Origin of the sequence: Micrococcus luteus (assembly GCF_022664405.1) — a bacterium.
Lineage (GTDB): Bacteria > Actinomycetota > Actinomycetes > Actinomycetales > Micrococcaceae > Micrococcus > Micrococcus luteus.
Genome location: NZ_JAKRLB010000012.1, coordinates 21,682 through 45,563 on the forward strand (window position 1 = coordinate 21,682; position 23,882 = coordinate 45,563).

Here is a 23,882-nt window from a genome sequence, read left to right on the forward strand (position 1 = left end):
GTCCAGTCTATCCCGTGCCGGCCCGATGCCCGCCGAGGCGGTGCGCCGGGGCCGCGGGGCGGCGTCGTCGGCTCAGTCCAGCGGCGCGCCGGTGAGCGCGCGGACCTGCTCCTCGGTGATGCCGGGCGCGGTCTCCACGAGCGCCAGGCGGGGCTGTTCCGGGGTGCCGACGACGTCGATCACGGCCAGGTCCGTGATGATGCGGTCGACGACGGCGCGGCCGGTCAGCGGCAGGGTGCACTGGTCGACGATCTTGGGGGTGCCGTCCTTGGACACGTGGTCCATCATGACGATCACGCGGCCGGCGCCGTGGACGAGGTCCATCGCACCGCCCATGCCCTTGACCATCTTGCCGGGCACCATCCAGTTGGCCAGGTCGCCCGCGGCGGAGACCTCCATGCCGCCCAGGACGGCGACGTCGATCTTGCCGCCGCGGATCATGCCGAAGCTCAGCGCGGAGTCGAAGAAGGACGCCCCCGGGTTCACGGTGACGGTCTCCTTGCCCGCGTTGATCAGGTCCGGGTCCACGGCGTCCTCCGTGGGGTACGGGCCCGTGCCGAGGATGCCGTTCTCGGACTGCAGCACCACGGACCGCCCGGCGGGGATGTGGTTGGGGATCAGCGTGGGCATGCCGATGCCGAGGTTGACGTAGGCGCCGTCCGGCAGCTCCTGCGCGGCGCGGGCCGCCATCTGGTCGCGGCTCAGGCCCCGGGGGCGCCCGGTGGTCTGCTCGCTCATGCCCGCCCCTCCCCCGACGCGCGCACGGTGCGCTTCTCGATCCGCTTCTCGATGTCCGTGCCGACCTCCACGATCCGGTGCACGAAGACACCGGGCAGGTGCACGTCATCCGGGTCGATCTCGCCGGGCTCGACGAGCTCCTCCACCTGCGCGATGCACACGCGGCCGGCCATGGCCGCGGGCGGGCCGAACTGGCGGGTGGCCTTGCGGAACACGAGGTTGCCGTGGCGGTCGCCCTTCCACGCGTGCACGAGGGAGAAGTCGGTGACGATGGAGCGTTCGAGCACATAGGTCTCGGGCTCGTCCGGGGTCTGGCTGAGGTAGCCCTCGCCGAGCACGAACGTGTCCGTGGGCTTGGCCTGCGAGGACTTCACCACGGTGCCGTCCGCGTCGTAGCGCATGGGCAGGCCGCCTTCGGCCACCTGGGTGCCGACGCCGGAGCGGGTGTAGAACGCCGGGATGCCGGCGCCGCCGGCGCGGAGCTTCTCCGCGAGGGTGCCCTGCGGGACGAGCTCCACCTCGAGCTCGCCCTTGAGGTACTGGCGGGCGAACTCCTTGTTCTCCCCCACATAGGAGGAGGTCATCTTCCGCAGCCGGCGCGCGCCGAGCAGGATGCCCAGGCCCCAGCCGTCCACGCCGCAGTTGTTGGAGACGACGGACAGGTCCGTGGCGCCCTGCTCGAGCAGGGCCTCGATGAGCTGCACGGGGTTGCCGGAGAGCCCGAAGCCGCCGACGGCCAGGGACGCGCCGTCCGGCACGTCCGCCACCGCCTCGGCGGGCGTGGCCACGGTCTTGTCGAGAGCCATGTCCGGGGTCCTTTCTGTCAGGGGCGGTCTGTCAGCGGAAGAGGATCAGGGCCTCGCCCTGGCCGCCGCCGCCGCAGAGCGAGACGGCCGCGCGGCCGCCGTCGCGCCGGTCGAGCTCGAGGGCGGCGTGCAGGGCCAGCCGGGCGCCGGAGGCGCCGATCGGGTGGCCCAGGGCGATGGCGCCGCCGTGGATGTTGGTCTTCTCGTGCGGGTAGCCGAGGTCGCGCAGGGACTGCACGGCCACCGCGCCGAACGCCTCGTTGATCTCGATGAAGTCAAGGTCGGCCACGTCCCAGCCCTGCTTCCGCACCGCCGCGGCGATCGCGTCCGAAGGCTGCGAGTGCAGCTGCGAGCTGTCCGGGCCGGCGGTCTGGCCGGGTGCGCCCACCGTGGCGAGGATCGTCAGGCCCTTCTCCTCGGCGAAGGCCCGCGAGGTCACCACGAGGGCGGCGGCGCCGTCGGACAGGGGCGAGGAGTTGCCGGCCGTGATGGTGCCGTCCTTCGCGAACGCCGGGCGCAGGGCGCCCAGCGACTCGGCGGTCGTGTCCGGGCGGACCCCTTCGTCCTGGGAGACGACCAGCGGGTCGCCCTTGCGCTGCGGGATCTCCACCGGGGCGATCTCGCCCTCGAAGACGCCCTCGGACTGGGCCCGGGCGGCCCGCTGGTGCGAGGCCGCGGCGACCTCGTCCTGCTCGGCGCGGGCGATGTTCCGCTCGCCGTTGCCGGACTCGGTCAGCTCGCCCATGGCCTCGTGGCTCAGGGAGTCGGTGAGGCCGTCCCACGCGACGGCGTCGAGCATGGTGGCCGGGCCGTACTTGAAGCCCTTGCGCGCGCCGGGCAGCAGGTGCGGGGCGTTGGTCATGGACTCCTGACCGCCGGCCACCACCACGTCCGCCTCGCCGAGGCGGATGAGACGGGCGGCGTCGATCACGGCGGTGAGGCCGGACAGGCACACCTTGTTGATCGTCATGGCCGGGACGTTCAACGGGATGCCCGCGGCGAGCGCGGACTGGCGGGCCGGGTTCTGGCCCGCGCCGGCCTGCACGACCTGGCCCATGTAGACCATGTCCACGTCCTCGGGGGCCACGCCGGCGCGCTCGAGCGCGTGCGTGATCGCGTGGGCGCCCAGGTCCACGGCGCGCAGGTCGGCCTGCTGCGAGAGCAGCCGGGTGAAGGGCGTGCGGGCACCGCCCACGATCACGGCATCGGTGGGCTGAGGCTGGGGCAGCTCGGCGGTCATGCGGTCCTCCTGGGACGTTCAACTCGGTTCATCACGATTCACTCAAATGCAGTCTATGACCCCGGTCACAGGCGCGCCAGGGAGCGACGCGTCTGTGACGGCGCGCCGCGGCACAGGGACCACGACGGCCCGCACCCGCAGCGCGCGGGTGCGGGCCGTCGTCGGGACGTCCGGGGATCGGGCCGGAGCCTCAGAGGCCCTGGCCGGTGGGCGAGACGAGGATCTTCACGGCCGTCTCGTTGTGGTGGATGAGGGTCTCGAAGCCCTGGTCGACCAGGTCGTCGAGGCCGATCTTGCCGGTGATGAACGGCGCGAGGTCCACGGCGCCGTCCTCGACCATGCGGATGGTGTCCGCGTGGTCGTTCGCGTACGCGATGGTGCCGCGCAGGTCGATCTCCTTCATCACCAGCTTGTGCAGGGCCACGGCGGGCTCGTGGCCCCAGATGGACTCGTTGACGATCACCCCGCCGGGACGCACCGCGTCCAGCAGCATGTCCAGCACCACGTCCACCGAGGTGCACTCGAAGCCCACGTCCGCGCCCTGGCCGTCGTGCAGCTCGCGGATCTTCGCGGGCACGTCCACCTCGCGGGGGTCGAATGCCTCGTCTACCACGCCGGCCTCGAGCACCTTCTGGCGGCGCAGCTCCGAGAGCTCGGAGACGTACACCGTCAGGCCCTTGCCCTTGAGCACGGCCGCCGTGAGCGCGCCGATGGGGCCGGCGCCACCGATCACTGCCACGCCCGACGTCGGAGAGCCGGCCCGCACCCACGCGTGGTGGGCCACGGAGAGCGGCTCGATGAGCGCGGCCTGGTCGAGAGGCACGGAGTCGGCCACCGGGTGGACCCAGCGGCGCTGCACCGCGATCTGCTCGGCCAGTCCGCCGCCGTCGCCGCCCAGGCCGATGAAGTTCATGTCCGGCGCGAGGTTGTAGTCCGGTCGGTCCCGGTCCTCCTCGCGCACGATGTACGGCTCCACGACGACCTTCTGGCCGACCTCGAGGTCCGTGACGCCCTCGCCCAGGGCGGCGACGGTGCCGGACATCTCGTGGCCGAGCGTGACGGGGGCGGCGTCGCCGGAGATCGGGTGCGGGTGCCCGGCCGGCGGGATGAAGATCGGGCCCTCGAGGTACTCGTGCAGGTCCGTGCCGCAGATGCCGCACCACGCGACGTCCACGAGGACCTGCCCCGGGCCGGCCGTGGGCGAGTCGATCTCCTCGATGCGGATGTCCTTCTTGCCGTGCCAACGGGCGGCGCGCATGGTCATGCTGGTCGACCTCCTGGGTGGGAATGGAGTCTGGTGCCGGACCGGCGCGCGGGGGCGCCTGCCCGGTGCTTCGAGCATCCCACCGGGCCGGTCTCCCGGGCCAGGCCCGAGGCCCCTGCGGGGGCTTGAACGGCGACGCCGGCCGGCGCCTCACTGCGGAGGTGCGGGCCGGCGTCGTGGTGGCCCGGGCGACGGGGCCGTGCCGCGGGGCTCAGTCCTCCTGGGCGGCCTTGACCTGCTCGGCGCGCCAGCGGATCCCGGCGTCCACGAAATCGTCGATGTGGCCGTCGAACACGGAGGAGGGGTTGCCCTCCTCGTGGCCCGTGCGCAGGTCCTTGACCATCTGGTACGGGTTCAGCACGTAGGAGCGCATCTGGTCGCCCCAGGACGCCTTGACGTCGCCGGCCATCTCCTTCTTCTTCGCGTCCTCCTCGGCCTTGCGCAGCAGCAGCAGGCGAGACTGGAGCACGCGCAGGGCGGCGGCACGGTTCTGGATCTGCGACTTCTCGTTCTGCATGGACACGACGATGCCGGTGGGCAGGTGCGTCATGCGGACGGCGGAGTCCGTGGTGTTCACGGACTGGCCGCCGGGGCCCGAGGAGCGGAACACGTCCACCTTGATCTCGGACTCGGGGATCTCGATGGAGTCGTCCGACTCGATCAGCGGCACCACCTCGACCGCCGCGAAGGACGTCTGGCGGCGGCCCTGGTTGTCGAAGGGGCTGATGCGCACGAGGCGGTGCGTGCCGGCCTCCACGGAGAGGGTGCCGAACGCGAAGGGCGCGTTGACCTCGAAGGTGACGGACTTCAGGCCGGCCTCCTCCGCGTAGGAGGTGTCCATGACCTTGGTGGACCAGCCGCGCTGCTCAGCCCAGCGCAGGTACATGCGCATGAGGGTCTCGGCGAAGTCGGCCGCGTCCACGCCGCCGGCGCCCGCGCGGATGGTCACGACGGCGTCGCGCTGGTCGTACTCGCCGCTGAGCAGCGTGACGACCTCGAGTTCCTCCAGGGCCTTGCGGATGGAGGTCAGCTCCTGGTTCGCGTCGTCGAGGAGGGAGGGCTCGTCCTCCTCCGCGGCGAGCTCGACCATGGTCTCCAGGTCCTCGATGCGGCTCTCCAGGGAGGTGATGCGCTTGAGGTCCGTCTGACGGTGGGAGAGCTTGGAGGTGACCTTCTGGGCCTCCTCCGGGTCGTCCCAGAGGTCCGGTGCGGAGGCCTGCTGCTCCAGTTCGGCGATGTCCGCCTTGATGCGGTCGAGGTCCGAGACCTGCTCGATGGAGGCCAGGGTGTGGCGCAGGGAGTCGATCTCCGCGGAGAAGTCAGTGTCAGCCATGATTCGGCCAGCCTACCGCGTGGGGTGGACGCCGGTCGTGTGCCAGCGGCGGATCGCCGCCGCGACGGCCTCGGGCTCCGTGACGTGCGGCCAGTGGCCCGTGCTGACATCGACGACGGTGGCGTGCTGCGTGACCGCGTCCAGGTCCCGTTGGTGGACGTCCCGGGTGCTGCGCACGTATAGCGTCGGGACGGTGATGCCGGCCCAGAGGGCACGGGTGTCCGCGGCGAGGACGGCGGCCCAGAGCTCGCGCATCGGATGGTCCGGCGTGGCGTCCAGGTCGGTCAGGATCCGCTCGCGCCACGGCTCCGGGACGAGGAGGTCCCGCGCGAGCGAGGCGCGGAGCACGCTCCGCCAGTCCGGGCGGGCGGCGAGGCGGGCCTTGGCCGCCCGGGCGGCCAGGGCGGTGTCCGTCACCGGGACGTTCGAGTCGATGACCACGAGGGCGCGGGGCCGCACCAGCCCGTCGGCGACGGCGCGCAGCGCGATGACCCCGCCCGTGCTGTGGCCGATCAGCAGCCCCGGCACGGGGCCGGCCTGCGCCGCCCAGGTGCGGGCGGCGTCGAGGACGGGGTCCGCATCGGTCGCCGGCCGTGCGGCCCGGGGGCGGCCCTGACCGCCGGCGTCCGTGCCCGGGTGGCCGGGCAGGGCGGGCGAGGCGGCGAGGTCGGCCACGGCGCCGAGGGCGTCAGCAAGGGGCTCGAAGTGGGCGGGCCGGCCACCGATGCCGTGGAGGAAGCGGATCACCGGGCCAGGCTAGTGCGACTGCTGCCCGTCGCCTCGAGGGGGACCGACAGGGGCAGTGTCCCCGCGAACGGGCCGGTCATGGCGAACAGATCGGCCCGGGCGTCGAGGGTGACGACGACGGTGGTGCCGTCGTCGGCCACGCGGGCGTTCATCCCGCCGAGCCCGGGCACGGCCTCCTGGGCACCGACGGCCGCGAGGTGTGCGCTGGCGGAGGCGGCGACGTCGTCGTCGGAGAGCACGACGCCCGGGCCCTCCCCCAGCCGGAAGCCGAGCTCCTCTGCCCCGGCGATGGCGGCCGAGTCCGCGAGCGACTGCAGGCGGCGGTGCTGCAACTGCACGGTGGTGACCGCGAGCATGACCAGCATGAGGGCCACGAGCACGGCGCACAGGCCGACGGTGAGGACGGTGGTCTGCCCGTCGTCGTGACCCAGGCGAGCGGTGAGGCGGCGGCGCATCAGAACCTCGGCACAGTCTGCCGGGCGTCGGAACCCACCGTCACGGGGGTCAGCGACCACGCTGCCGGCGTGAGAGGGACGGGCACCCCCACGTCCACCCGCACGGCGACGACCTCGCCCGGTTCGAGCGTGCCACAGCCGCCCTGATCGCAGCCGACGGTCAGGTCGTACTGGCCGGCGCCCACGCCGTAGTCGGCCAGCGTGAGCTCGACGGTGGCGTGGGCGGCGCCTGCGCTGGGGTGATCAGCCTCGGCGACCACGGCCTTGACGGCCTGGTCAGCGGCGGCGACCGAGGCGAACGCCGCGGCCTGGACCTGGGAGACGTAGATCATCAGGTACACCACGGGGATCAACAGGACGAGGGTGAGGCCCAGGAATTCGACCGTGGCCGCTCCCCGCTCGTCGCGGACGTCATTGACGGAACGCATGACCGCTCACCTCCACGGGGATCGGGCCCGGCAGGAACCCCAGGCCGGGCAGCGAGCTCGAGACCGTGACGCGCAGGACCGGGACCCCGTCCTGGCTGGTGAGCTCCGCGGCGACGTCGGCCCCGGACTGGCCGGGCACGCCGGCCGAGAGCAGCTCCCGAGCCCGCTGGACGCCGTCCTCGGGGCTCCGGTCCGCGAGCGCCCCGTACCGGGCGCCGGCGGAGGCGGCGTCGATCATCACGTTGCGCGTGTGGATCACGACGCCGGCCTGGAGCAGCGCCGCGAAGAGCAGGACGACCAGGGTCATCACCATGGTGGACTCGGCCACCGCGGCGCCCCGGTCGTCCCGCCAGCGGACACCCGTGTGGCCGCCACGGGGCGCCTGCGCGCCGTGGGCAGCACCCCGGGGCATGCTCAGCCGCCCTGGGACACCTGGGAGATGGCCTGGTTGAACAGTCCCTGGAGCGCCGGCAGGGCGAGGGCCAGCAGGCCGGCCACGAGCACGGCGGACATGAGGGTGATCATCACCCAGCCGGGGACGTCGCCGCGCTCGTCGCGGACGTCGTCGTGGATGAGGGCGCGCAGGGCGGCCAGGACGGTGATGGCGTGGTGGTGGAGCATGGTCCCCTCCTCGGGTGGCCGGCCGCCCGTGCGGCCGGAGTGGATGGTGATCGTGGGTGGATGGATGGACTATTCAGTTGTGGGTCTTCAGAACCCCAGGCGCATCAGGGAGATGCCGGGGAAGACGGCGAAGATCACCGTGAGCGGGAGGATGCCGAACACGAGGGGCACCATCATCTGTATCTCCTTCCGGCCGGCGGCCTCCATGAGCTCGCGGCGACCCATCTCACGCACGTCCTGGGCCTGCGCGCGCAGGACGTCGGCGAGGGGCGTGCCGCGGTCGAGCGCGATGAGCACGCCCCCGATGAACCGTTCGACGGGGGCCAGCTGCACGCGCCGTCCCATGGCCTTGAGCGCCGCGGACAGCGACGCCCCGGCACGCATGTCGGCGAGCGTGGTGCGGAACTCGCCGGCCAGCTCCCCGCGCGCCGTCCCCGCGATGCGTTCGAGCGCTCCGGCGGCGCTCTCCCCCGCGCCCACCGAGAGCGCGAACAGCTCGGCCACGGACGGGAACTCGGAGAGGATGGCCTCGCGCCGCCGTCGCACCCGCAGGGAGAGCAGCTGCTCCCGGAGCAGGAACCCGGCCATGCCGCCGGCGATCACGAGGGCGACCCCCGTGATCACCGGCACGCGGCCCGTGACGGTGAGGCTGAGCGCGAGGACGGCCGCCACGGCGGCCCCCGCGGCTCCGCTCAGGACCTGCTGGGCACGGAAGTCCGTCGACGTGACCGCGAGCCCCGCGGCGGCCAGCTTGCGGTCGAGCGCCACCCCGCCCGGGGAGATGCGCTGGACCCAGCCGACTCCGGCCTGCACCACGGGATCGAGGATGCGTCCCCACGCTCCCCAGGGTGAGGCGCCCGCACGTTCCTCCTCGAGGAGGCGGGAGGCCGGGATGTGGTGGCGCAGCTGCGGTTCGACCCGTTGCTCGAGGCTGGGGCGCCAGCCCACCGGCTGGGTGACCAGGATGAGGAGCAGTCCCGCCCCGAGGGTGAGGCCCAGGAGCGCGGCCCAGATCAGCGCGGACGTCATGCGAACACCCGCTTCTCCCGGGGCAGCGCGCCGATGCGGAGCATGACGCGGTAGCAGACGACGGAGGCCACCATGCCGGCGAGGAGCACGGCCCCGCCGGCGGCGGACCGGTAGGCCGCGACCGCGGCGGGCTGGGTCCCCAGCAGCAGGAGCACGAGCCACGGGGCGCACACCGCCAACCGGGCCGCGTTCACGGTCCACGACTGCCGGGCCTCGAGCTCGGCGCGGATGCGGGCGTCCTGCCGGAGGAACTCGGAGAGGGTCTGCAGCAGACGGCCGATGTCGGCGCCGCCGACCTCGCGGGTCAGGCGCAGCGAGACCACCAGGCGGTCCGCGACGGGGTCGGCCATCCGGGCCTTGAGCCGGTCCAGTGCGTCCACGAAGCGGGCTCCGGCCCGGTAGTCCCGGGCGAACTGCTGGAACGGCTCGCGCAGCCCCTCCGGCCCGGTCTCCCCGAGCTGGATGAGCGCCTCCGGGAGAGTCAGGCCCGCGCGGATGGCCGACCGGGCGTGGTCGATCGCGTCCGGCCACAGCTCGCGCAGTGCCGTGGACCGCCGGCGGGCCTGCCAGGACAACAGCAGCCAGGGCACGGCCGCGCCGAAGACGGCGAAGCACGCGGCGATGGTCCACGTACTGGTCAGCGACAGGACGAGCAGCCCGACCACGAGACCGCCGACGGCCATGGCGGACACGACGCCGGCCGGGCTGAGACGCTGGATGCCGGACTGGGCGATCAGCACACGCAGGCGCGAGTCGGGGCGGGCGGCCCCGGGTTTCTCCGTGGGAGGGGACCAGAGGGACCACCACAGCAGGAACAGGCCGCAGCCGAGCGCGAGCCCCAGCAGCGCGGCCATCAGCGCAGCCCCACCAGCTCGTGGACGTCCACGCCGCGACGGGCGAGCGCCTCGAACTCCAGGTTCGCACCCTCGTTGAGGCGCAGGTCGCCCTCGGCGTCACGCTGGAAGAGCGCCGACGTCTCGATGACCCCGCCCTCCACCCGTGAGCCGACGGTGAGGATCTCCCGCACCCGCCGGCGGCCCTGACGGTCGCGCTCGCAGTGCACGACGACGTCGATGCACGTGGCGACCGTCGGGACGACGAAGTCCCGGGAGATGTTCTCCCCGGCCAGCAGCGGCAGCGTGCAGAGCTTCGTGAGCGCGTCCGCGGCCGAGTTCGCGTGGATCGTGCACATGCCGGCCAGGCCGGAGTTCAGAGCGACGAGCATGTCCAGCGCCTCGGCCTCGCGCACCTCGCCGACGATCAGGCGGTCCGGGCGCATCCGCAGCGCCTCCTTGACGAGGCGACGCAGCGGGATCTCGCCGTGGCCCTCCAGGTTCGGCTGGCGGCACTGCAGCCCGACGACGTCGCGCACCGGGATCTGCAGCTCGAAGATCTCCTCCACGGTGATCACCCGCTCCCGCGGGCCGATGGCCGAAGCCAGGCAGTTGAGCAGGGTGGTCTTGCCCGCCTGGGTGGCCCCGCTGACGAGGATGTTCATGCCCGCGTCCACGGCCGCGTCCAGGAAGCGGGCCGCCGTCGGAGTGAGGGAACCGCCCCGGACGAGGTCGTCCAGCCGGCGCGCCCGGGCGATGAACTTCCGGATGTTCACGGCCCAGTGCCGCCGCGTGATGTCGGGGATGGCCACGTGCAGGCGCGAACCGTCTGGCAGGGCCGCGTCGACGAACGGCATCGACAGGTCCAGCCGCCGGCCCGAGGACTTCAACATGACTTCGACGAGGTCCTGCACCTCCTCCTCGGTCAGGACGATGCCCGTCAGCTCGGAGCGGCCGGACCGCGCGCAGTAGACGGCGTCCGGCGCGTTCAGCCAGATCTCCTCCACGGAGGGATCGTCCATGAGCCGCTGGAGCGGCCCGAGGCCCGCGATGCGGTCGAACAGGTCCTGCCGCGCCGCCACGGGATCCTCCAGGTCCGGCAGCGAGCTGACCATCGCGCGGGACTCGTAGTCCGCGGCCGCGTCCTGGATGAGCGTCAGGACCCGGGCGTGCTCACGCTGCGGGTCGATGCCCTGCCGCCGGACGATCTCCCGGATCTCGTCCTCGAGAATGCGCACCGCATCCATGTGTCCCTCCTGTGCCCGATTCGGCGCCATCCCCAGCGCCGCACATGTCTCGATCAGGAAGATACCCCGTTCCGTCGATGCGTGTGGTCCAGGACACCATGACTGTGGACAACGTGGCGGCGGTCCCGTTCGACGGGGAGTTGTCCACAGGCCGCCCGAACCGCCATCAGGCCGTGGCAGGGTCGTCCCCAGGCGGCCGGACGGGCCGGTCGCCGGTCTCAGGAGGGAGGGGCGGGGATGGCCTGGAGCGTGCGGATCCTGGGCGGGGCCGCTCCCGAGACATGGCGGGTGGAGCACTTCCCCGCCGACGCGGACGAGCAGGACCGGGCGGTGCGGGAACGTTTTCCCGCCCGGTCGCTGCACCGGTGCGCTGCCGGGCCGCGCAGCGTGACGTACGCGGAACGGGTCGGGAGTGCACCGGCCCGGGGGCCGGAGCTCGCGGTGGTCACCGAGCACGGACCCGACGCCGGCCGCCTCGTCCCTCTGGGGGAGGGCGGGTTGAGCACGGGACGCGGTGGGGCGCGGCTGCTGCTGGACGACCCCTCTGCCCCGTCGCGGCCGATGCGTCTGCGGCTCGCGCCCACCGGGCTGCACGTCCACGACGGTCCTCGGGACACCGGACGCCTGTGGGACGGCCGCAGCCCGCTCCCTGTGGGCCGGACCGCCCTGGGCCTGGTCCGCGGGCCCGGGGCCGCCCTGCCGCGGCCGGTCACGCCGGAGCCGCCCGCCGTCGACCTCGGATCCCCACCGGCCCGGCAGTCCGTCGTGATCCCGCTGGTGGCGGCCCTGGGCCCGCTGGTGCTCGGGGTCGCCCTGGTCCTGATGATGGGCAACCCGGTGTTCCTGCTGTTCGGTGTGCTGTCCGTGACGGTGGCGCTGGTCATGCTGGCGATGCAGCGCCGTACCCGGCTGCGGCATGCGCGGCTGCTCGCCGCCCGCGCGGACGCGGTCGTGCGCCGGCGGGCTCAGGCGGCACTGAGCCCCGGTGCGGTGGCCCGCGCCGTCCGCTCCGGCACGACGGACCGCTTCGGGCTGACGTCGGGGGCCGACGAGGCCGTGGCGGTCTCGTGGGGTTCCGGCGTCGGGGCGCTGTCCCTGTCGCGGGACGACCCGGACGAGGCCTGGGTGGAGGCCGTCACGTCGCGGCGCACCGTGATGACGACGTCACCGCCGGCGTCGCGCGTCGTCGTGGTCGGGCCGCCGCGCGATGTGGCCGGGGCCTGCCGGTGGGCGGTGTTCCAGCTCCTGCGGCACGCGGTGGCCGCCGACGGCGCGTTCGTCGTGGAGGCCGGCGGAGTCCGCCGCATCTGGTGGTCGGGCGGGTCCGGCCCGCGCGTGCTGGTGACGGCCCCTGAGGACGCGGCACTGGATCCGGCGTGGCGAGCGTGGCGGGCCGCCATCGGCGACGACGCGGGGACGACGCCCACGGCCCGGGCGGATCTGCCCTGGACGCGGTACGACTTCACCGGGCCGCCGCCTGCGCCGGGGGACGCCGTCGTCGACCTGCGCGGGCGCACCGTCACGGTCCCCGCCGAACAGCAGCGCTTCGAGGACGTGGCCGCCGACGGCCTCGCCGACGGCATCCTGGTCGCCTGGTTGACCGAGCTGGCCGACGACGTCGTGGACCTCGGCCTGCTGCCCACCGACGACGGGGACGGCACGCTCACACCACCGGGGCAGGTGGGCGGCCGCGATGCCGTCGACCGGCTCACCGTGACCCTCGCCCGGAGCGGCGACGAGACGGGCGTCCTCGAGATGGACCTGGCCGCCGACGGTCCGCACCTGCTCATCGCGGGCACCACGGGATCCGGGAAGTCGGATCTCCTGCTGTCCCTCCTGCTGGGGGCTGCAGCGCACCACCCGCCGGCCGAGGTTGCGTTCCTGCTGCTGGACTTCAAGGGCGGCGCGTCGTTCGGTCCGCTGGGCGCGCTCCCCCACACGATGAGCCTGGAGACCAACCACGTGGGGGCGGCCTCGTTGCGGGCGCTGAGCGCCATCCGTGCGGAGCTGCATCGCCGCGAGGCCCTCTTCGCGGAGGCCGGGGTCAGCGACTATCCCGGCTTCCGCCGCCGCCATCCAAACGCGGCGCTGCCTCGGCTCATCGTGGCGATCGACGAACTGCGCGTGCTCGTGGACGACCACCCGGACGCGGCCGCCGTCCTGCAGCGTCTGGCCGCCACGGGCCGTTCCCTCGGCTTCCACCTCATCCTCGCCACGCAGCGGGCCACGGGTGCGGTGGGCTCGGACCTGCGCTCGAACCTGGGCAGCACGATCGCCCTGCGCACCGCGACGGAGCAGGAGTCGTGGGATCTCGTGGGCACGGCCGCCGCGGCCCGGCTCGACCCGCGCCGCCCCGGCTCCGCGATCCTCTCGACGGCGGGGCGCCCGACGGTCTCGTTCCGCGCGTCCCAGTGGACGGTCGACGGCGGTACGCCCGTGTGGCGGCGGCTGGGCGAGACCGCGGCCGCCCCGGCCGTCGCCCCCTGGGAGGCCGTCGTCTCGGTCCTGGTGGAGAACTACGCGGCGGGTGACTGGCCGACACCTCCGCCCGCGGTCACCCCCGCCCTGCCGGAGCGCTGGGTGCCGGACCGCAGTCGCCGGGCCGAGGCCACGGCCCTGGCCCTGCTCGACGACGCGGCCCACGGCCGGCACCGTCCGTGGCGGTGGCCGACCGGCGCGGAGGGACGCACCGCGTGGATCATCGAGGCCGCGGGAGGTCGCGCGGAGACGCTGGCCGCCGTCGTCGAGGTGGCGATGCGAAGCGGCCGGCCGGCGGCCGTGCTGGACGGCACCGGGGAGGCCACGGCGGCCGCGCGGTCCGGGCTGCCGGTGCTGACCCCGGACGCTGAGGGAGCCGGGGAGGCCGTCCTGGCCCGCCTGCGCGAACTCGCGGCCGCCGGCGGCACGGCCGTGATCACGGGCTGGAACGCGTGGTCCGGCCTGCGCGTCGGGGACACCTACCGCACGGTCGAGGAGGACGTGCACGACTGGCTCGGCCGTCCGGCGGCCGCCGGGCTGCGTTTGGCGGTGTTCGGCGGCCGCGAGCTGGCGACGGGCCGGCTGCTGCTGCACCTGCCCCACCGCTTCTTCGTGCCGGCCGGGACGAACGCCGAGCACCGGCTCGTCTGGCCCCGGCTGACCGAGGTCGAGCCCCTGCCGGGCCGGGCCGTGCACATCAGTCCCGCCGTCCCCGAGCCCGGGATGCCCTGCCAGCTCGCGTCTCCCGCCCCGGCGTGACCGCGCTGTCGGCGATGCTCTTGTGACCGCAGCGGGCGAGTGGGCCGGGAGCAGTCGGACATAGCGCCCCTTCGTCGCCGTGCGCCCGAAGGGGGATGCCGCATCGGCTCATGCCGTCGTCGCAGTCGACCGGATGGCTCCCGGGACCACAGACAGCACACCACCGGAGGTGCAGATCCGTGAGCCCGCACCAGCCAGCGTCAGGACGGCGACCTCTCGGCCGCGGCATCGTCCGACGATGATGTCCTGGAGGACGCAGGACGGATGAAGCGAGGGGGCCGCTGCCCGCTCATGCCTCGAGCGGCCCCGTCATCGTTCGCACGGGTGGCTCGGCACTCATGCAGAAGATTCCTCGCCACTCGCTCGCGCAGTCTCCGACCGCGCGACGTGAAGACTGAGACGGTGCTGCCCTGGGGTCACCGCGACGAGAACCCAGGGCACCAGCCGGGGAAGCACCGCGCTTGCACTCCACGCAATGAGCGCCAACTCGCCCGCGGCTGAAGACGCGAGCCACCTCACTTCTTCGCCCCCCGATCACCCACCCGCACTCTGGGGCAGCCGCTCACCGCGGTCTACGCTCTGACCCATGGCGCAGATCATCCTCTTCCACCACGCCCTCGGTCTCACGGACGGCGTGCGCGCGCTCGCCGAACAGATCACCGCCGGCGGCCACACGGTCCACACCCCGGACCTCTACGACGGCCGCACCTTCGCCACCGTGGACGAGGGTGTCGCGCACGCCCAGCAGATCGGCTTCGAGGAGATCGGTCGGCGCGGCATGCGGGCGTGTGCCGAGCACCAGGAGGCCTCCGTCGTCGCGTAGACGCATGAGGCCCCGCGTCGCCTCTTGGACGTCCGCGGGGCCCTCGTGCCCGTGTTGCAAGGTCAGGCGGCGATGGGCTCACCGTCTAGCGCGATCACCGCCAGCCGGGCCGAGGCCGGGAACCCGAACCCAACCCGCATGGTCGCGCGCACGGCGACGCGATCCGAGCTGAAGTAGGCGTCGCTCGAGACAGCCACGGTGCCCCCCCCCCCCCGCAGCACGGTGAGCACCTGGGCGTGGCCGACCACCCATGCGCGGCCAACGGGGGCGGCCGCGGACTGGATCACGGGCAGCCCCTCCACGGTCTGGGCGGCCCCGTCGTCACCTCCCCCGGCCTCCCCACCGGTCGCGCGATGGCGGCCGACTGGACGCAGGCCGAGCTTCTGCTCGTCGGCGACAACGAGCTCGTCTTTGACGGGAAGAACCGCACCGCGAACAACACATTCCGCCTCATGTACGAAGGCCGTTATGGCTTCCGAGTCAAGAGGCCATTCGACTTCGTCACGTCGCACCTGGCATGAATCGGTGAATCGTCCCGTCCGTCACCCAGGCGTGACGGACGGGATGGCTATCTGACCTCGCGGGTTTCTCATGCGTCCGGATAAGGTGGCGTTCATGGGAACACAGCAGCCACCGGCGGGGGTCAACGGCAGGTCGATGGAGGAAGGACGAACTTCAACGAACGAGCAACAACCGGAAGTGGCCGCTACACAAGAGTCCGCCTCCGCACCAGCTGGTCAAGTCGCCGCAGCGCCCCAGGAAGAACTCATCATCTCGACCGAGCCGGCCGCTCACGCCGCAGACGAAAACGGGGCATCGCCCGATGAGATCCCGACCGCCGGAACCTCGGATGAAGAGGCCGCACCGCCTCCGGCAGAAGAGCAGGCCGAGGCGCGAGAGCTGTCCCCAGGAGAGGCCTTCATAGGACGCCTCATCTTGCTGATCTCAACGTTCTCCAACCGTCAGTCCGAAGTGCTGCGGATGTCGGAACACTTCGACGAACGAGATGCAGAATTGAACGACGCGAAGCTCCGCGCCAAGAGATTGCTCACTCGCGAGCTGGCTGAAGTCGATGAGAGCGTGCTGGACCGGTATCTGCGGGTGTTCCAGTCGATTGACGAGGCGACGGGAACTGAAGCCGGTGAGCGGGAGGCGGCTCTGACCGAGGCACTCGCCGAAGTTTCAGCAGACCTACCCGAGGGCATCGAGCACACGTACATGAGCGCAGTGCTGCGTTCCCTCCGGCCCTCACTCGGTGCCCGGTTCCTGCACTCTTCTTTGCTGACGATCCTCGTATCAGAGCTCGAGATGTTCATCAATCAACTGGCGCGCGCTTGTTTCGAAGTCCATCCCGGGGCACTCGGCAAAGAAAGGACCCTCAAATGGTCAGAGATTAGCGCATTCGACTCGATCGATGAAGTCAGAGACCACCTCGTCGACGAAAGCGTGGTCGACCTCCTCCACGGCTCGATGCTCGATTGGATTGAGTTCTTCGAGGGCACCTTCAAGATCTCGCAGATCACGGCCGCGCGTACGTTCGTAGCCAGCGAGGCTGTGCAACGTAGGCACTGCATCGCGCACAATGCAGGAAGCGCATCTAGGCAATACGTTGAAAGGCTTTCAGCGTTCAAGACCGACGTGAAGGTAGGGCAGTCTCTTGATGTTGACTCCGCCTACATTGCGCGCGCGGCCGATGCGCTGATGCTCGTCGCCTACAGCCTTGTTTGGGCTCTCGGCGTGAAGCTGACTCCGGATAAGCAATGTGTACCTACGCTGCTCAGCCATCTCTCAAACCGGACGATGTTTATGCTCCAGGAACAGCGATACGACCTAGTCCGCCAGATCGTGAGCGATGCGCCACTCGCATCCATGTCCAACGTCAACGCCTACTCAGCGCTCGTGATGCAGGTCAACGGCTGGATCGCCGCGAAAGAGGTGGGCAGGTTCGCTGATGTAAGGGCTGACGTCGAACGTTTCGACGTCGCAACACGCAACAACACCTTCAAGTTGGCGAAATTCGCTCTCCTAGACCAGAACGAGGAGGGCTTGGAGCTCGCCGTGCGGATGCTTCGGGACCGTGAGATCAAGCTCTCGCACCTGCTAACCTGGCCACTACTGCGCGGCATCCGTCAGCTGTATCGTACGAAGGAACAGAACGCAGCCGAGGGCAGTTCCACTACGGTGGAAGTAACTGGAGAGGAACCGATCGTGAGCACCCCCGACCTTTGAACCACTGATCCGCTGATGGGGGCCACGCTTGGCTGCGTGGTCCCCATTTTTTCGTACTGTGCTGGAGCCCAGGCCTGGTGGTGAAGCCAATATTTTGTCGAAGCGGTTGGTCTATGTCTGGTGGGTGTCCAACTCGTCGAATCTCAAGGACCCTTCCGAGCTCCGTAACGCCCGGCCTATCTGGCTGTGGATGGCGATGGTGCTCCCGATGCTCGCGGTAGGAATCACGATCGCAGCCGCATCGTCCTGGACGTTTGAAGGCATAGTCGCTCTCAGAGAAGCCGACCCAAAGACAGCGGACATCGAAGAGCTGCGCAGCGAAGCAATCACCGCCTTCCTGACGCGCGTCACAGCGATAACAGGTATCTACGCAGCCCTCGCAGGCTTCTTTAGCATCCTCAGCCACTTCAACCTCTACGACAACAAGCCGCTAGACCTCGTGTCGAAGTCGCTGGCATTTGGCGCCGCCGCCTACCTCGCCGTGTACTCACTGATGGCGGCTCCGGGGTCTTAGTAGGGAAGCCGAATCCGGAGGTTGCTCGGCATCAGCATGGGCGTGATGCCCGCCTGGCGTGCCGCCCAGGTGGTCCCCGGCTTCCGCCCGTGCATCGCCATGGCCGGTGCCCTGGACCTCGACGCCTACGCCCCGCTCTGGCAGCCCCACACCGCCCTGCAGATCCACCTCGGCACCCGCGACCCCTGGGCCCTCGAGGGCGACCTCGAGACCGCCCGCTCCTACGCGGCCACCGACGAGCACCCGGACCGCCCCGCCGACCTCTTCGAGTACGACACGGACCGGCACCTGTTCATGGACTCCTCCACCGCCGACTTCGACGCGGACCTCACCGCCGTGCTGATGCGCCGCATCCACGAGCTCCTGGCCTGAGCCGCGGAGCGGGCCCGGCTCAGGCGGGGCGCCGCCCGCGCGCCACCGTCGCCAGGGCGGCCAGCAGCACGAGCACGAAGCCCGCGGCCGCCGCGAACACGTAGCCCGCGGACGGGGCGACGCCGTCGATGAACACGCCGGCCAGCGGGGCGCCCATCGCGGCGCCCGCGGTCATGGCCGAGCCGTAGAAGCCCATCGCCTCGCCGCGCCGCTCCTCCACCACGAGGTGCGAGAGCCGGGACGAGGCCGAGGCCAGGGTCGGCGCCGTCAGCAGGCCCGAGGGGATCGAGGCCAGGGCGAGCGCCCACACCCCGTCCACGAGCGCGAGCGGCACCGTCGCCACGGCGAACAGCGCCATCAGCAGGTACGGGTGCACCTGGCGGCCCCACGCCCCGTAGAACAGCCCGCCCACGGCGGAGGCGCCGCACCAGAACGCATACACCAGACCCACCGACGCCGCGGCGCCCTGGGACTCCAGCTCGGCCACCATCGAGACCTCGGTGCCGACCATGACGATCCCGGCCGCCATCGACACCACGAGCACGCCGAGCACCTCCGACCCGACCCAGGAGAAGTGGGTCCGCCGCCACTGCCGCAGCCGCTCGGCCCGGGCCTGGCGCGGCGCCGTCGTCGGCCCGGAGCCGTCCGCCGCGATCACCGGCAGCGCCCCGGTGACGATCGGGATGGCCTCCGTGATCGCCGGCAGCGCGCCGGTGGCCAGACTGGGGGCCGCCATCTCCACGTGCATGGGCGCGGCGGTCACCGCCTGGGCGACCGCCTCCTGACGGTCCTGCTCCTCGGTGTACGGGTCCTCCGTCGCCGGCCCGACGACGGCCAGCTGACTCGACCGCGTGGGCGGGTTGAACCACATCAGCAGGATGCCACCCAGCGCGCTGGAGAGGCCGACGATGGTCAGGCCGAGGGCACTCGACCACGTGGCCGCGACGACGGCGCCCAGCGCCGGGCCCATCATGAAGATCGTCTCCGTGACGATGGAATCCAGGGCGAAGGCCGTCTGCCGGTCCTTGCCGTGGGTGAGCACGCCGAGTCCCTGCCGGACGACGGAGAAGATCGGCAGCGAGAACACGCCGCCCAGGAACACGGCCAGGAGCATCGGCCAGAACGGCAGCCACGGGACGATCGGCCAGATCACCGCCTCCGCGATCACGGAGGGCAGCAGTGCACGGCGCAGCCCCTTCGCGTCCACGACGCGGCCCCGCCACGGCGAGCCCACTGCGATGCCCAGCGTCATCGCCGCCCCGGCCAGGCCGGCCTGGCCGTAGCCCAGGCCCAATGTGAGAGCCACGTGGAGGGTGAGGATCACCCCGGCCGCGGTGTGCGGGAAGCGGGCGATGAACCCCACCGCCAGCAGATGGCGGATCCGAGGGTCCTGCAACAGCCGTCCGTACGCTCCGAAGTCCACCGTCGAATCCTATGGGAGGCGTCAAGGCACGCCCCGGAGGCGCCGCCGAGACGGCCGCGCGCTCGGCGGACTCAGCCGTTGCTGCGCCGGTCCTTGGCCCGGATCAGGTCGAGGGCGATGGCCGTGCCGAGCACGGCGCAGCGCACCACGGGCGGCATGCCGGGGTCCAGGCGCATCTCGTACCGCGAGCGCCCGGCCAGGGCGTTCATGACACCTCCGAATTGCGCGGTCACGCGGGCGATCGGCCGCTGCCCCACGGTCATGGTGTAGTCGTGGTCCCACAGGTCGCCGGTCACCGCGAAGCACGTGCCGTCCACGACCTCGACGCTCACGGACGTCCGCAGGAACGCGATCTGGCGGACGAGGTTGGCGAAGGGCAGCCCGTCGGCGTCCAGGATCGCGAAGCGGTCGCGGCCGAACGTGGCCGGGTCGGCGAGGCGGAAGAGCACGCGGCCGTCGTCACCGTCGACCACGTCGAAGCTGCGGTTCCCCATCAGCATTCGGCCCAGTCCGCCGCCCGTGGTGACCACCGAGACGACGGTGCGCCCGTCCGGGTCCGTCACCTGGATGTCGTTGGACAGCAAGCTCGACACCTGCTGCAGGGTGAGGACGTCCGTGTGGGCGAGGCGACCGGCGTCGAAGGCGGGGCTCATGGGACCAGTCTGCCGTGTCGGGCCCTGCGGAATATTCAGGACGGGGCGGCTCGTTGTGCGGTATAGTTCATTTTTGAAGAACACGGCGACGGCGCGGCCGGCACCGTGAGACCCGCCCCCGGGCACACTGAGGAGCACACCATGCAGTTCGGCGTCTTCACGATCGGCGACATCACCGCCGATCCGACGAACGGGACCGCCCCCACCGAGCATCAGCGGATCAAGGACACCGTCAAGATCGCCCGCCACGCCGAGCAGGCGGGCTTCGAGGTGTTCGCGACCGGCCAGCACCACAACCCGCCCTTCGTGGCCCCGGGCAACCCGCCCACGCTGCTGGCCTACCTGGCCGCGCAGACCGAGACCCTCCAGCTCTCCACGGCGACGACCCTGATCACCACCATGGACCCGGTGCGTCTGGCCGAGGACTACGCGTACCTGCAGCACCTCGCCGACGGTCGCGTGGACCTGACGATGGGCCGCGGCAACACCGGCCCCGTGTACCCGTGGTTCGGCAAGGACATCCGCCAGGGCATCCAACTCGCCGTGGAGAACTACAACCTCCTCTACCGCCTGTGGCACGAGGAGACCGTGGACTGGAGCGGCAACCACCGCACCCCGCTGCAGGACTTCACCCTCACCCCGCAGCCCCTGGACGGCGTCGCCCCCTTCGTGTGGCACGGCTCCATCCGCTCCCCCGAGATCGCCGAGCAGGCCGCCTACTACGGCGACGGCTACTTCCACAACAACATCTTCTGGAACAAGGAGCACGTCATCCAGATGGTGCGCCTGTACCGCCAGCGCTACGAGTACTACGGCCACGGCAAGGCCCATCAGGCGTACGTGGCCCTGGGCGGCCAGGCCTACATGGCGAAGAAGTCACAGGACGCCGTGGCGGAGTTCCGCCCCTACTTCGACAACGCGCCGGTCTACGGCCACGGCCCCTCCCTCGAGGACTTCTCGAGGATGACGCCCCTGACGGTCGGCTCGCCGCAGCAGGTCATCGAGCGCACGCTCACGTTCCGCGACTGGGTGGGCGACTACCAGCGCCAGATGTTCCTCATCGACCACGCCGGCCTGCCCACGGACACCGTCCTCCGGCAGATCGACCTCTTCGGCGAGGAGGTCCTGCCCGTGCTGCGCAAGGAATTCGACGCCCTGAAGCCGGACGACGTCCCGGCGGCCCCGACCCACGAGTTCCTCGTGGCACGCGCCCGCCGCGGCGAGGCCCCCGTGCCCGGCGGCAAGGAGGGATCGCCGGCCCAGCTCGACCGCGCTGCGGCCGCCGAGCAGCGCGCCACCGCCGATGTCGCGAAGGGCGGTGCCGCGAAGTGACCACCCCCGGCGCCGTCGATGCCTCCGACCCGTTCACGCCGCAGGCCCGGCACCTCGCCGTGGTCTCCGGCGGGTCCGGGGACCCGTCCCAGACCCGCATGCTCGCCGAACGCATGGCCGAGTCCGCCTCGGCCGCGCTCTCCGAGCACGGCGTGGTCCCGCAGATCCACCTGATCACGCTGCGGGAGCTCGCCACGGACATCGCGCAGGCCCTGGTGACCTTCGCGATCTCCCCGGCCCTGCGCGCCGCCCTGGACGAGGTCGCCCAGGCCGACGCCGTCATCGCGGTCTCGCCCACGTACAAGGCCTCCTACTCGGGCCTGTTCAAGTCCTTCTGGGACCTCGCGGAGCCCACGTCCGTCGTCGGGGTGCCCGTGCTCCTCGGCGCCACCGGCGGCACCGCCCGCCACTCGCTCATGATCGACACCGCCATGCGGCCGCTGTTCGCCTACCTCAAGGCCCGCATCGTGCCGACCGCCGTCTTCGCGGCCTCGGACGACTGGGGCGAGGCGGCCGGCGTGCAGGCCTCGATGCGGACCGACCCGCTGCAGTCCCGCATCCGGGCCGCCGGACGCGACCTGGCCGAGATCACCCTGAGCCGCCCCCCGCGGGCACGCGCCGCCGCGCCCGCGGACCTCGACCTGGAGGTGACCCCCTTTGAGCAGCTCCTCAACCCCGGCCCCTGAGCCCGCCCCGCAGGACGCGGCGCCGGCGGAGCCCGACGGCGGCTGGTTCGGCTCCGCATCGGAGGCGCACCGCCCGGTGGACCCGCCCAAGCGCGCCTGGCGCGCCTACTTCGAAGCCACCCAGATGCTCACGGAGGTGCTGGAGCGCCGCCTGAAACAGGACTGCGGCATGTCGCTGGCCGACTACAACCTGCTGCTGCTCCTCTACGAGTCCCCCGAGGGCCGGCTCCGGCTGGGAGAGCTGGCGTCCCGGATGGTCTTCTCCCCGTCGCGCATCACCTACCAGGTGAAGACGCTCGTGGCCCGCGGCCTGATCGACCGCCGCCCGGTGGCCTGTGACCGGCGGGGCTTCGAGGCCGTCCTCACCGACGAGGGCCGGTCCGCCTTCCGACGCGCCGCGATCGAGCACGCCCAGCAGGTGGACGAGCTCTTCCTCGGCGACCTCGCGCCGGGCGAGGCGGAGTCCCTCACCCGGATCTTCTCCCGCCTGGGGCGGCGGCTCGAGGGGCTGTGCTGACCGCGTCCCCACCTGGCCGGGGCCGCCCCGGGACGTGACGAGGCCCGGTGATCCGTGCGGGATCACCGGGCCTCGTCGTGCCGTTCGGGGCGGAATCGATCAGCCGACCAGCTGACCGCCCAGGGTCACGGTGGCGTCCGTGGCGGCGCCGGCGGCGTCGACCACGGTGACCACCACGGAACCGCCCGCGGGCACCTCGGCCGGCACGGGCAGCCAGGCGCGGTACTCGCCGGTGAGGTCCAGGCCGTCCTGGCCCAGGACGGTGCCGTCCGCGTCATAGGCCGTGACGGTGACGGAGGCGAAGCCGCCCTGTTCGGTCTGCGCGACCACCTGGGTGCCGTAGGTGACACCCTCGGCGGGCGCGGCCACGACGTCGGTCACCCCCGGCGCGGCGGCCTCGGCGGCCGGGGCCTCAGCAGCGGGGGCCGCCTCGGCGGCCTCCTCCTCCGCGGCGGCCTCGGCGCGAGCCTTGAGCTCGGCCGCGATGGCCTCCTCCTCGGCCGGCGTGAACTCGGTCAGCTCGGACTCGTCCACGGCAGGCTCGCCGCCGGTGGGCAGGTCCTCGTCGGCCACGGGGCCCGCGACGTCGGCGATCGCCGGGGCGGTCTCGGCGGCCGGAGCGGTCTCGGCGGCGGGCGCCGCGGAGGCGTCCAGCGCGTCGAGGGACTCGACCGGGACCATGATCGAGGACATCGCCTGGGCGTCGCAGCCCACCACGTTGCCCTCGGCGTCGAAGGTCACCGGGGCGATGCCCGAGATGACCCCGACCACCCGCTGCTGGGCGTCATAGACGGCCCCGCCCGAGTCGCCGGCGTAGGTCGAGGCGGTGTCGAGGGCAACCTGATCCGCGTACGCGTCGTCGCAGACCGTGGCGGCCTCGAAGGTCTGCGTGTGGGACACGGTGTTCGGCGCGCCCAGCGGCACGGACGAGCCGTGGGTGTAGACGGTCTCGCCCACACCGATGGACGAGGCCGGCCGCGTGGACCAGTCGCCCACGACGTCGACGTCGTCGGCCAGGGCCACGCGGACCGCGTCCACGCCCGAATCGCCGGGCAGTGCCGAGACGGTGCCGATCGCGGTGCCGTCGACGTCGCGGACGGTCGAGCCGATCTGCCATTGGCCCGCACCACAGTGGGCCGCGGTGTAGGCGGTGGCGTCGTCGACGATGGTCAGGCTGCACGCCCCGGCCGGCGCGGTGATCGCCGAGCCCTGGGTGAGCGTGGTCTGCGCGAGGGCGGGGCCGGCACCGGCCACCACCACCGCGCCCAGCGCCGCGGTGGCGACGCCGGTCAAGGTTCTGGTTCTCATGGGTACTCCTCGGAGGATGGGAGGCATGGGGCCGGCGCGCGGCGCAC

The 23,882-nt window shown here is 72.0% G+C and carries 26 protein-coding genes; 9 read left to right on the plus strand and 17 right to left on the minus strand.

Going from position 1 to position 23,882, the window contains the following annotated elements:
* Nucleotides 1-72: 72 nt before the first annotated feature.
* The 13 genes from MF605_RS06825 to MF605_RS06885 form a co-directional block, all read right to left on the minus strand.
* Nucleotides 73-738 carry a CoA transferase subunit B gene (locus tag MF605_RS06825; RefSeq protein ID WP_036381762.1) on the minus strand — a complete coding sequence of 222 codons (666 nt, stop codon included), beginning with the start codon at nucleotides 736-738 and terminating at the stop codon, nucleotides 73-75.
* A complete protein-coding gene (locus tag MF605_RS06830; RefSeq protein ID WP_041104295.1) occupies nucleotides 735-1,544 on the minus strand; it encodes a CoA transferase subunit A in 810 nt (269 codons plus the stop codon). The genes MF605_RS06825 and MF605_RS06830 overlap by 4 nt, the downstream gene beginning before the upstream one ends.
* Nucleotides 1,545-1,575: 31 nt before the next feature.
* Nucleotides 1,576-2,784 (minus strand): acetyl-CoA C-acetyltransferase, encoded by a 1,209-nt coding sequence (locus MF605_RS06835; RefSeq protein ID WP_041104293.1) that lies wholly within the window; start codon nucleotides 2,782-2,784, stop codon nucleotides 1,576-1,578.
* A gap of 190 nt (nucleotides 2,785-2,974) precedes the next feature.
* Nucleotides 2,975-4,042 (minus strand): 2,3-butanediol dehydrogenase, encoded by a 1,068-nt coding sequence (locus MF605_RS06840; RefSeq protein ID WP_041104337.1) that lies wholly within the window; start codon nucleotides 4,040-4,042, stop codon nucleotides 2,975-2,977.
* A gap of 217 nt (nucleotides 4,043-4,259) precedes the next feature.
* Nucleotides 4,260-5,381, minus strand: a complete 1,122-nt coding sequence (gene prfB / locus MF605_RS06845) for a peptide chain release factor 2 (RefSeq protein ID WP_012750800.1) — start codon at nucleotides 5,379-5,381, stop codon at nucleotides 4,260-4,262.
* 12 nt (nucleotides 5,382-5,393) lie between these two features.
* Nucleotides 5,394-6,128, minus strand: a complete 735-nt coding sequence (locus MF605_RS06850; RefSeq protein WP_049147203.1) for an alpha/beta fold hydrolase — start codon at nucleotides 6,126-6,128, stop codon at nucleotides 5,394-5,396.
* Entirely contained in the window at nucleotides 6,125-6,583 is a 459-nt protein-coding gene (locus tag MF605_RS06855) for a pilus assembly protein TadG-related protein (protein ID WP_134416560.1), read from the minus strand. The genes MF605_RS06850 and MF605_RS06855 overlap by 4 nt, the downstream gene beginning before the upstream one ends.
* Nucleotides 6,583-7,011, minus strand: coding sequence for a hypothetical protein (locus MF605_RS06860; RefSeq protein WP_036313982.1), 429 nt, complete (start codon nucleotides 7,009-7,011; stop codon nucleotides 6,583-6,585). The genes MF605_RS06855 and MF605_RS06860 overlap by 1 nt, the downstream gene beginning before the upstream one ends.
* Nucleotides 6,995-7,423: a TadE/TadG family type IV pilus assembly protein gene (locus tag MF605_RS06865; RefSeq protein ID WP_036381779.1), complete on the minus strand. Its 429-nt coding sequence runs from the start codon at nucleotides 7,421-7,423 to the stop codon at nucleotides 6,995-6,997. The genes MF605_RS06860 and MF605_RS06865 overlap by 17 nt, the downstream gene beginning before the upstream one ends.
* A gap of 2 nt (nucleotides 7,424-7,425) precedes the next feature.
* Nucleotides 7,426-7,632, minus strand: a complete 207-nt coding sequence (locus MF605_RS06870) for a hypothetical protein (RefSeq protein WP_010079078.1) — start codon at nucleotides 7,630-7,632, stop codon at nucleotides 7,426-7,428.
* A gap of 87 nt (nucleotides 7,633-7,719) precedes the next feature.
* On the minus strand, nucleotides 7,720-8,661 hold the full coding sequence (locus tag MF605_RS06875) for a type II secretion system F family protein (protein WP_041104286.1): 942 nt from the start codon (nucleotides 8,659-8,661) through the stop codon (nucleotides 7,720-7,722).
* Nucleotides 8,658-9,515, minus strand: coding sequence for a type II secretion system F family protein (locus MF605_RS06880; protein WP_010079080.1), 858 nt, complete (start codon nucleotides 9,513-9,515; stop codon nucleotides 8,658-8,660). Before MF605_RS06880 ends, MF605_RS06875 begins: the two co-directional genes overlap by 4 nt.
* A complete protein-coding gene (locus MF605_RS06885) occupies nucleotides 9,515-10,741 on the minus strand; it encodes a TadA family conjugal transfer-associated ATPase (protein WP_010079081.1) in 1,227 nt (408 codons plus the stop codon). The genes MF605_RS06880 and MF605_RS06885 overlap by 1 nt, the downstream gene beginning before the upstream one ends.
* 237 nt (nucleotides 10,742-10,978) lie before the next feature.
* On the opposite strand from MF605_RS06885, the gene MF605_RS06890 reads away from it, so the two are divergent.
* Both MF605_RS06890 and MF605_RS06895 read left to right on the plus strand, forming a co-directional pair.
* Nucleotides 10,979-13,978 carry an FtsK/SpoIIIE domain-containing protein gene (locus tag MF605_RS06890; protein ID WP_134416558.1) on the plus strand — a complete coding sequence of 1,000 codons (3,000 nt, stop codon included), beginning with the start codon at nucleotides 10,979-10,981 and terminating at the stop codon, nucleotides 13,976-13,978.
* 586 nt (nucleotides 13,979-14,564) lie between these two features.
* Nucleotides 14,565-14,801 (plus strand): dienelactone hydrolase family protein, encoded by a 237-nt coding sequence (locus MF605_RS06895; RefSeq protein WP_242821255.1) that lies wholly within the window; start codon nucleotides 14,565-14,567, stop codon nucleotides 14,799-14,801.
* A 62-nt stretch (nucleotides 14,802-14,863) separates the two neighbouring features.
* Here the strand turns inward: MF605_RS06895 and MF605_RS12080 are convergent, their stop codons facing one another.
* Nucleotides 14,864-14,998, minus strand: a complete 135-nt coding sequence (locus tag MF605_RS12080) for a phage major capsid protein (RefSeq protein ID WP_166795258.1) — start codon at nucleotides 14,996-14,998, stop codon at nucleotides 14,864-14,866.
* Nucleotides 14,999-15,037: 39 nt separating this feature from the next.
* Here MF605_RS12080 and MF605_RS06905 point away from each other — a divergent pair, with 39 nt between their 5' ends.
* The 4 genes from MF605_RS06905 (at nucleotide 15,038) to MF605_RS06920 (ending at nucleotide 17,916) form a co-directional block, all read left to right on the plus strand.
* Complete coding sequence (locus MF605_RS06905; protein WP_134416554.1) at nucleotides 15,038-15,322, plus strand: hypothetical protein; 285 nt, start codon at nucleotides 15,038-15,040, stop codon at nucleotides 15,320-15,322.
* Between the two features lie 94 nt (nucleotides 15,323-15,416).
* The gene (locus MF605_RS06910) at nucleotides 15,417-17,030 is read left to right on the plus strand and encodes a hypothetical protein (RefSeq protein ID WP_134416552.1); all 1,614 of its coding nucleotides are present in this window, start codon (nucleotides 15,417-15,419) and stop codon (nucleotides 17,028-17,030) included.
* Nucleotides 17,031-17,088: 58 nt separating this feature from the next.
* Nucleotides 17,089-17,544, plus strand: a complete 456-nt coding sequence (locus MF605_RS06915) for a hypothetical protein (RefSeq protein WP_134416550.1) — start codon at nucleotides 17,089-17,091, stop codon at nucleotides 17,542-17,544.
* Between the two features lie 45 nt (nucleotides 17,545-17,589).
* A complete protein-coding gene (locus tag MF605_RS06920) occupies nucleotides 17,590-17,916 on the plus strand; it encodes a hypothetical protein (RefSeq protein WP_242821256.1) in 327 nt (108 codons plus the stop codon).
* A gap of 19 nt (nucleotides 17,917-17,935) precedes the next feature.
* Here the strand turns inward: MF605_RS06920 and MF605_RS06925 are convergent, their stop codons facing one another.
* Nucleotides 17,936-19,339, minus strand: a complete 1,404-nt coding sequence (locus MF605_RS06925) for an MFS transporter (protein ID WP_134416548.1) — start codon at nucleotides 19,337-19,339, stop codon at nucleotides 17,936-17,938.
* Between the two features lie 71 nt (nucleotides 19,340-19,410).
* A complete protein-coding gene (locus tag MF605_RS06930) occupies nucleotides 19,411-19,992 on the minus strand; it encodes an LURP-one-related/scramblase family protein (RefSeq protein ID WP_020628143.1) in 582 nt (193 codons plus the stop codon).
* A 141-nt stretch (nucleotides 19,993-20,133) separates the two neighbouring features.
* Between MF605_RS06930 and MF605_RS06935 the strand changes: the two genes are divergently transcribed.
* From MF605_RS06935 to MF605_RS06945, 3 genes are read left to right on the plus strand one after another with little or no spacing between them, the layout of a single operon-like run.
* Nucleotides 20,134-21,324, plus strand: a complete 1,191-nt coding sequence (locus tag MF605_RS06935) for an LLM class flavin-dependent oxidoreductase (protein ID WP_134416546.1) — start codon at nucleotides 20,134-20,136, stop codon at nucleotides 21,322-21,324.
* Nucleotides 21,321-22,010, plus strand: coding sequence for an FMN reductase (locus MF605_RS06940; protein ID WP_134416544.1), 690 nt, complete (start codon nucleotides 21,321-21,323; stop codon nucleotides 22,008-22,010). Before MF605_RS06935 ends, MF605_RS06940 begins: the two co-directional genes overlap by 4 nt.
* On the plus strand, nucleotides 21,982-22,527 hold the full coding sequence (locus tag MF605_RS06945; RefSeq protein WP_225348399.1) for a MarR family winged helix-turn-helix transcriptional regulator: 546 nt from the start codon (nucleotides 21,982-21,984) through the stop codon (nucleotides 22,525-22,527). Before MF605_RS06940 ends, MF605_RS06945 begins: the two co-directional genes overlap by 29 nt.
* A 99-nt stretch (nucleotides 22,528-22,626) precedes the next feature.
* Here the strand turns inward: MF605_RS06945 and MF605_RS06950 are convergent, their stop codons facing one another.
* On the minus strand, nucleotides 22,627-23,835 hold the full coding sequence (locus MF605_RS06950) for a trypsin-like serine protease (protein WP_242821257.1): 1,209 nt from the start codon (nucleotides 23,833-23,835) through the stop codon (nucleotides 22,627-22,629).
* Nucleotides 23,836-23,882: the final 47 nt, after the last annotated feature.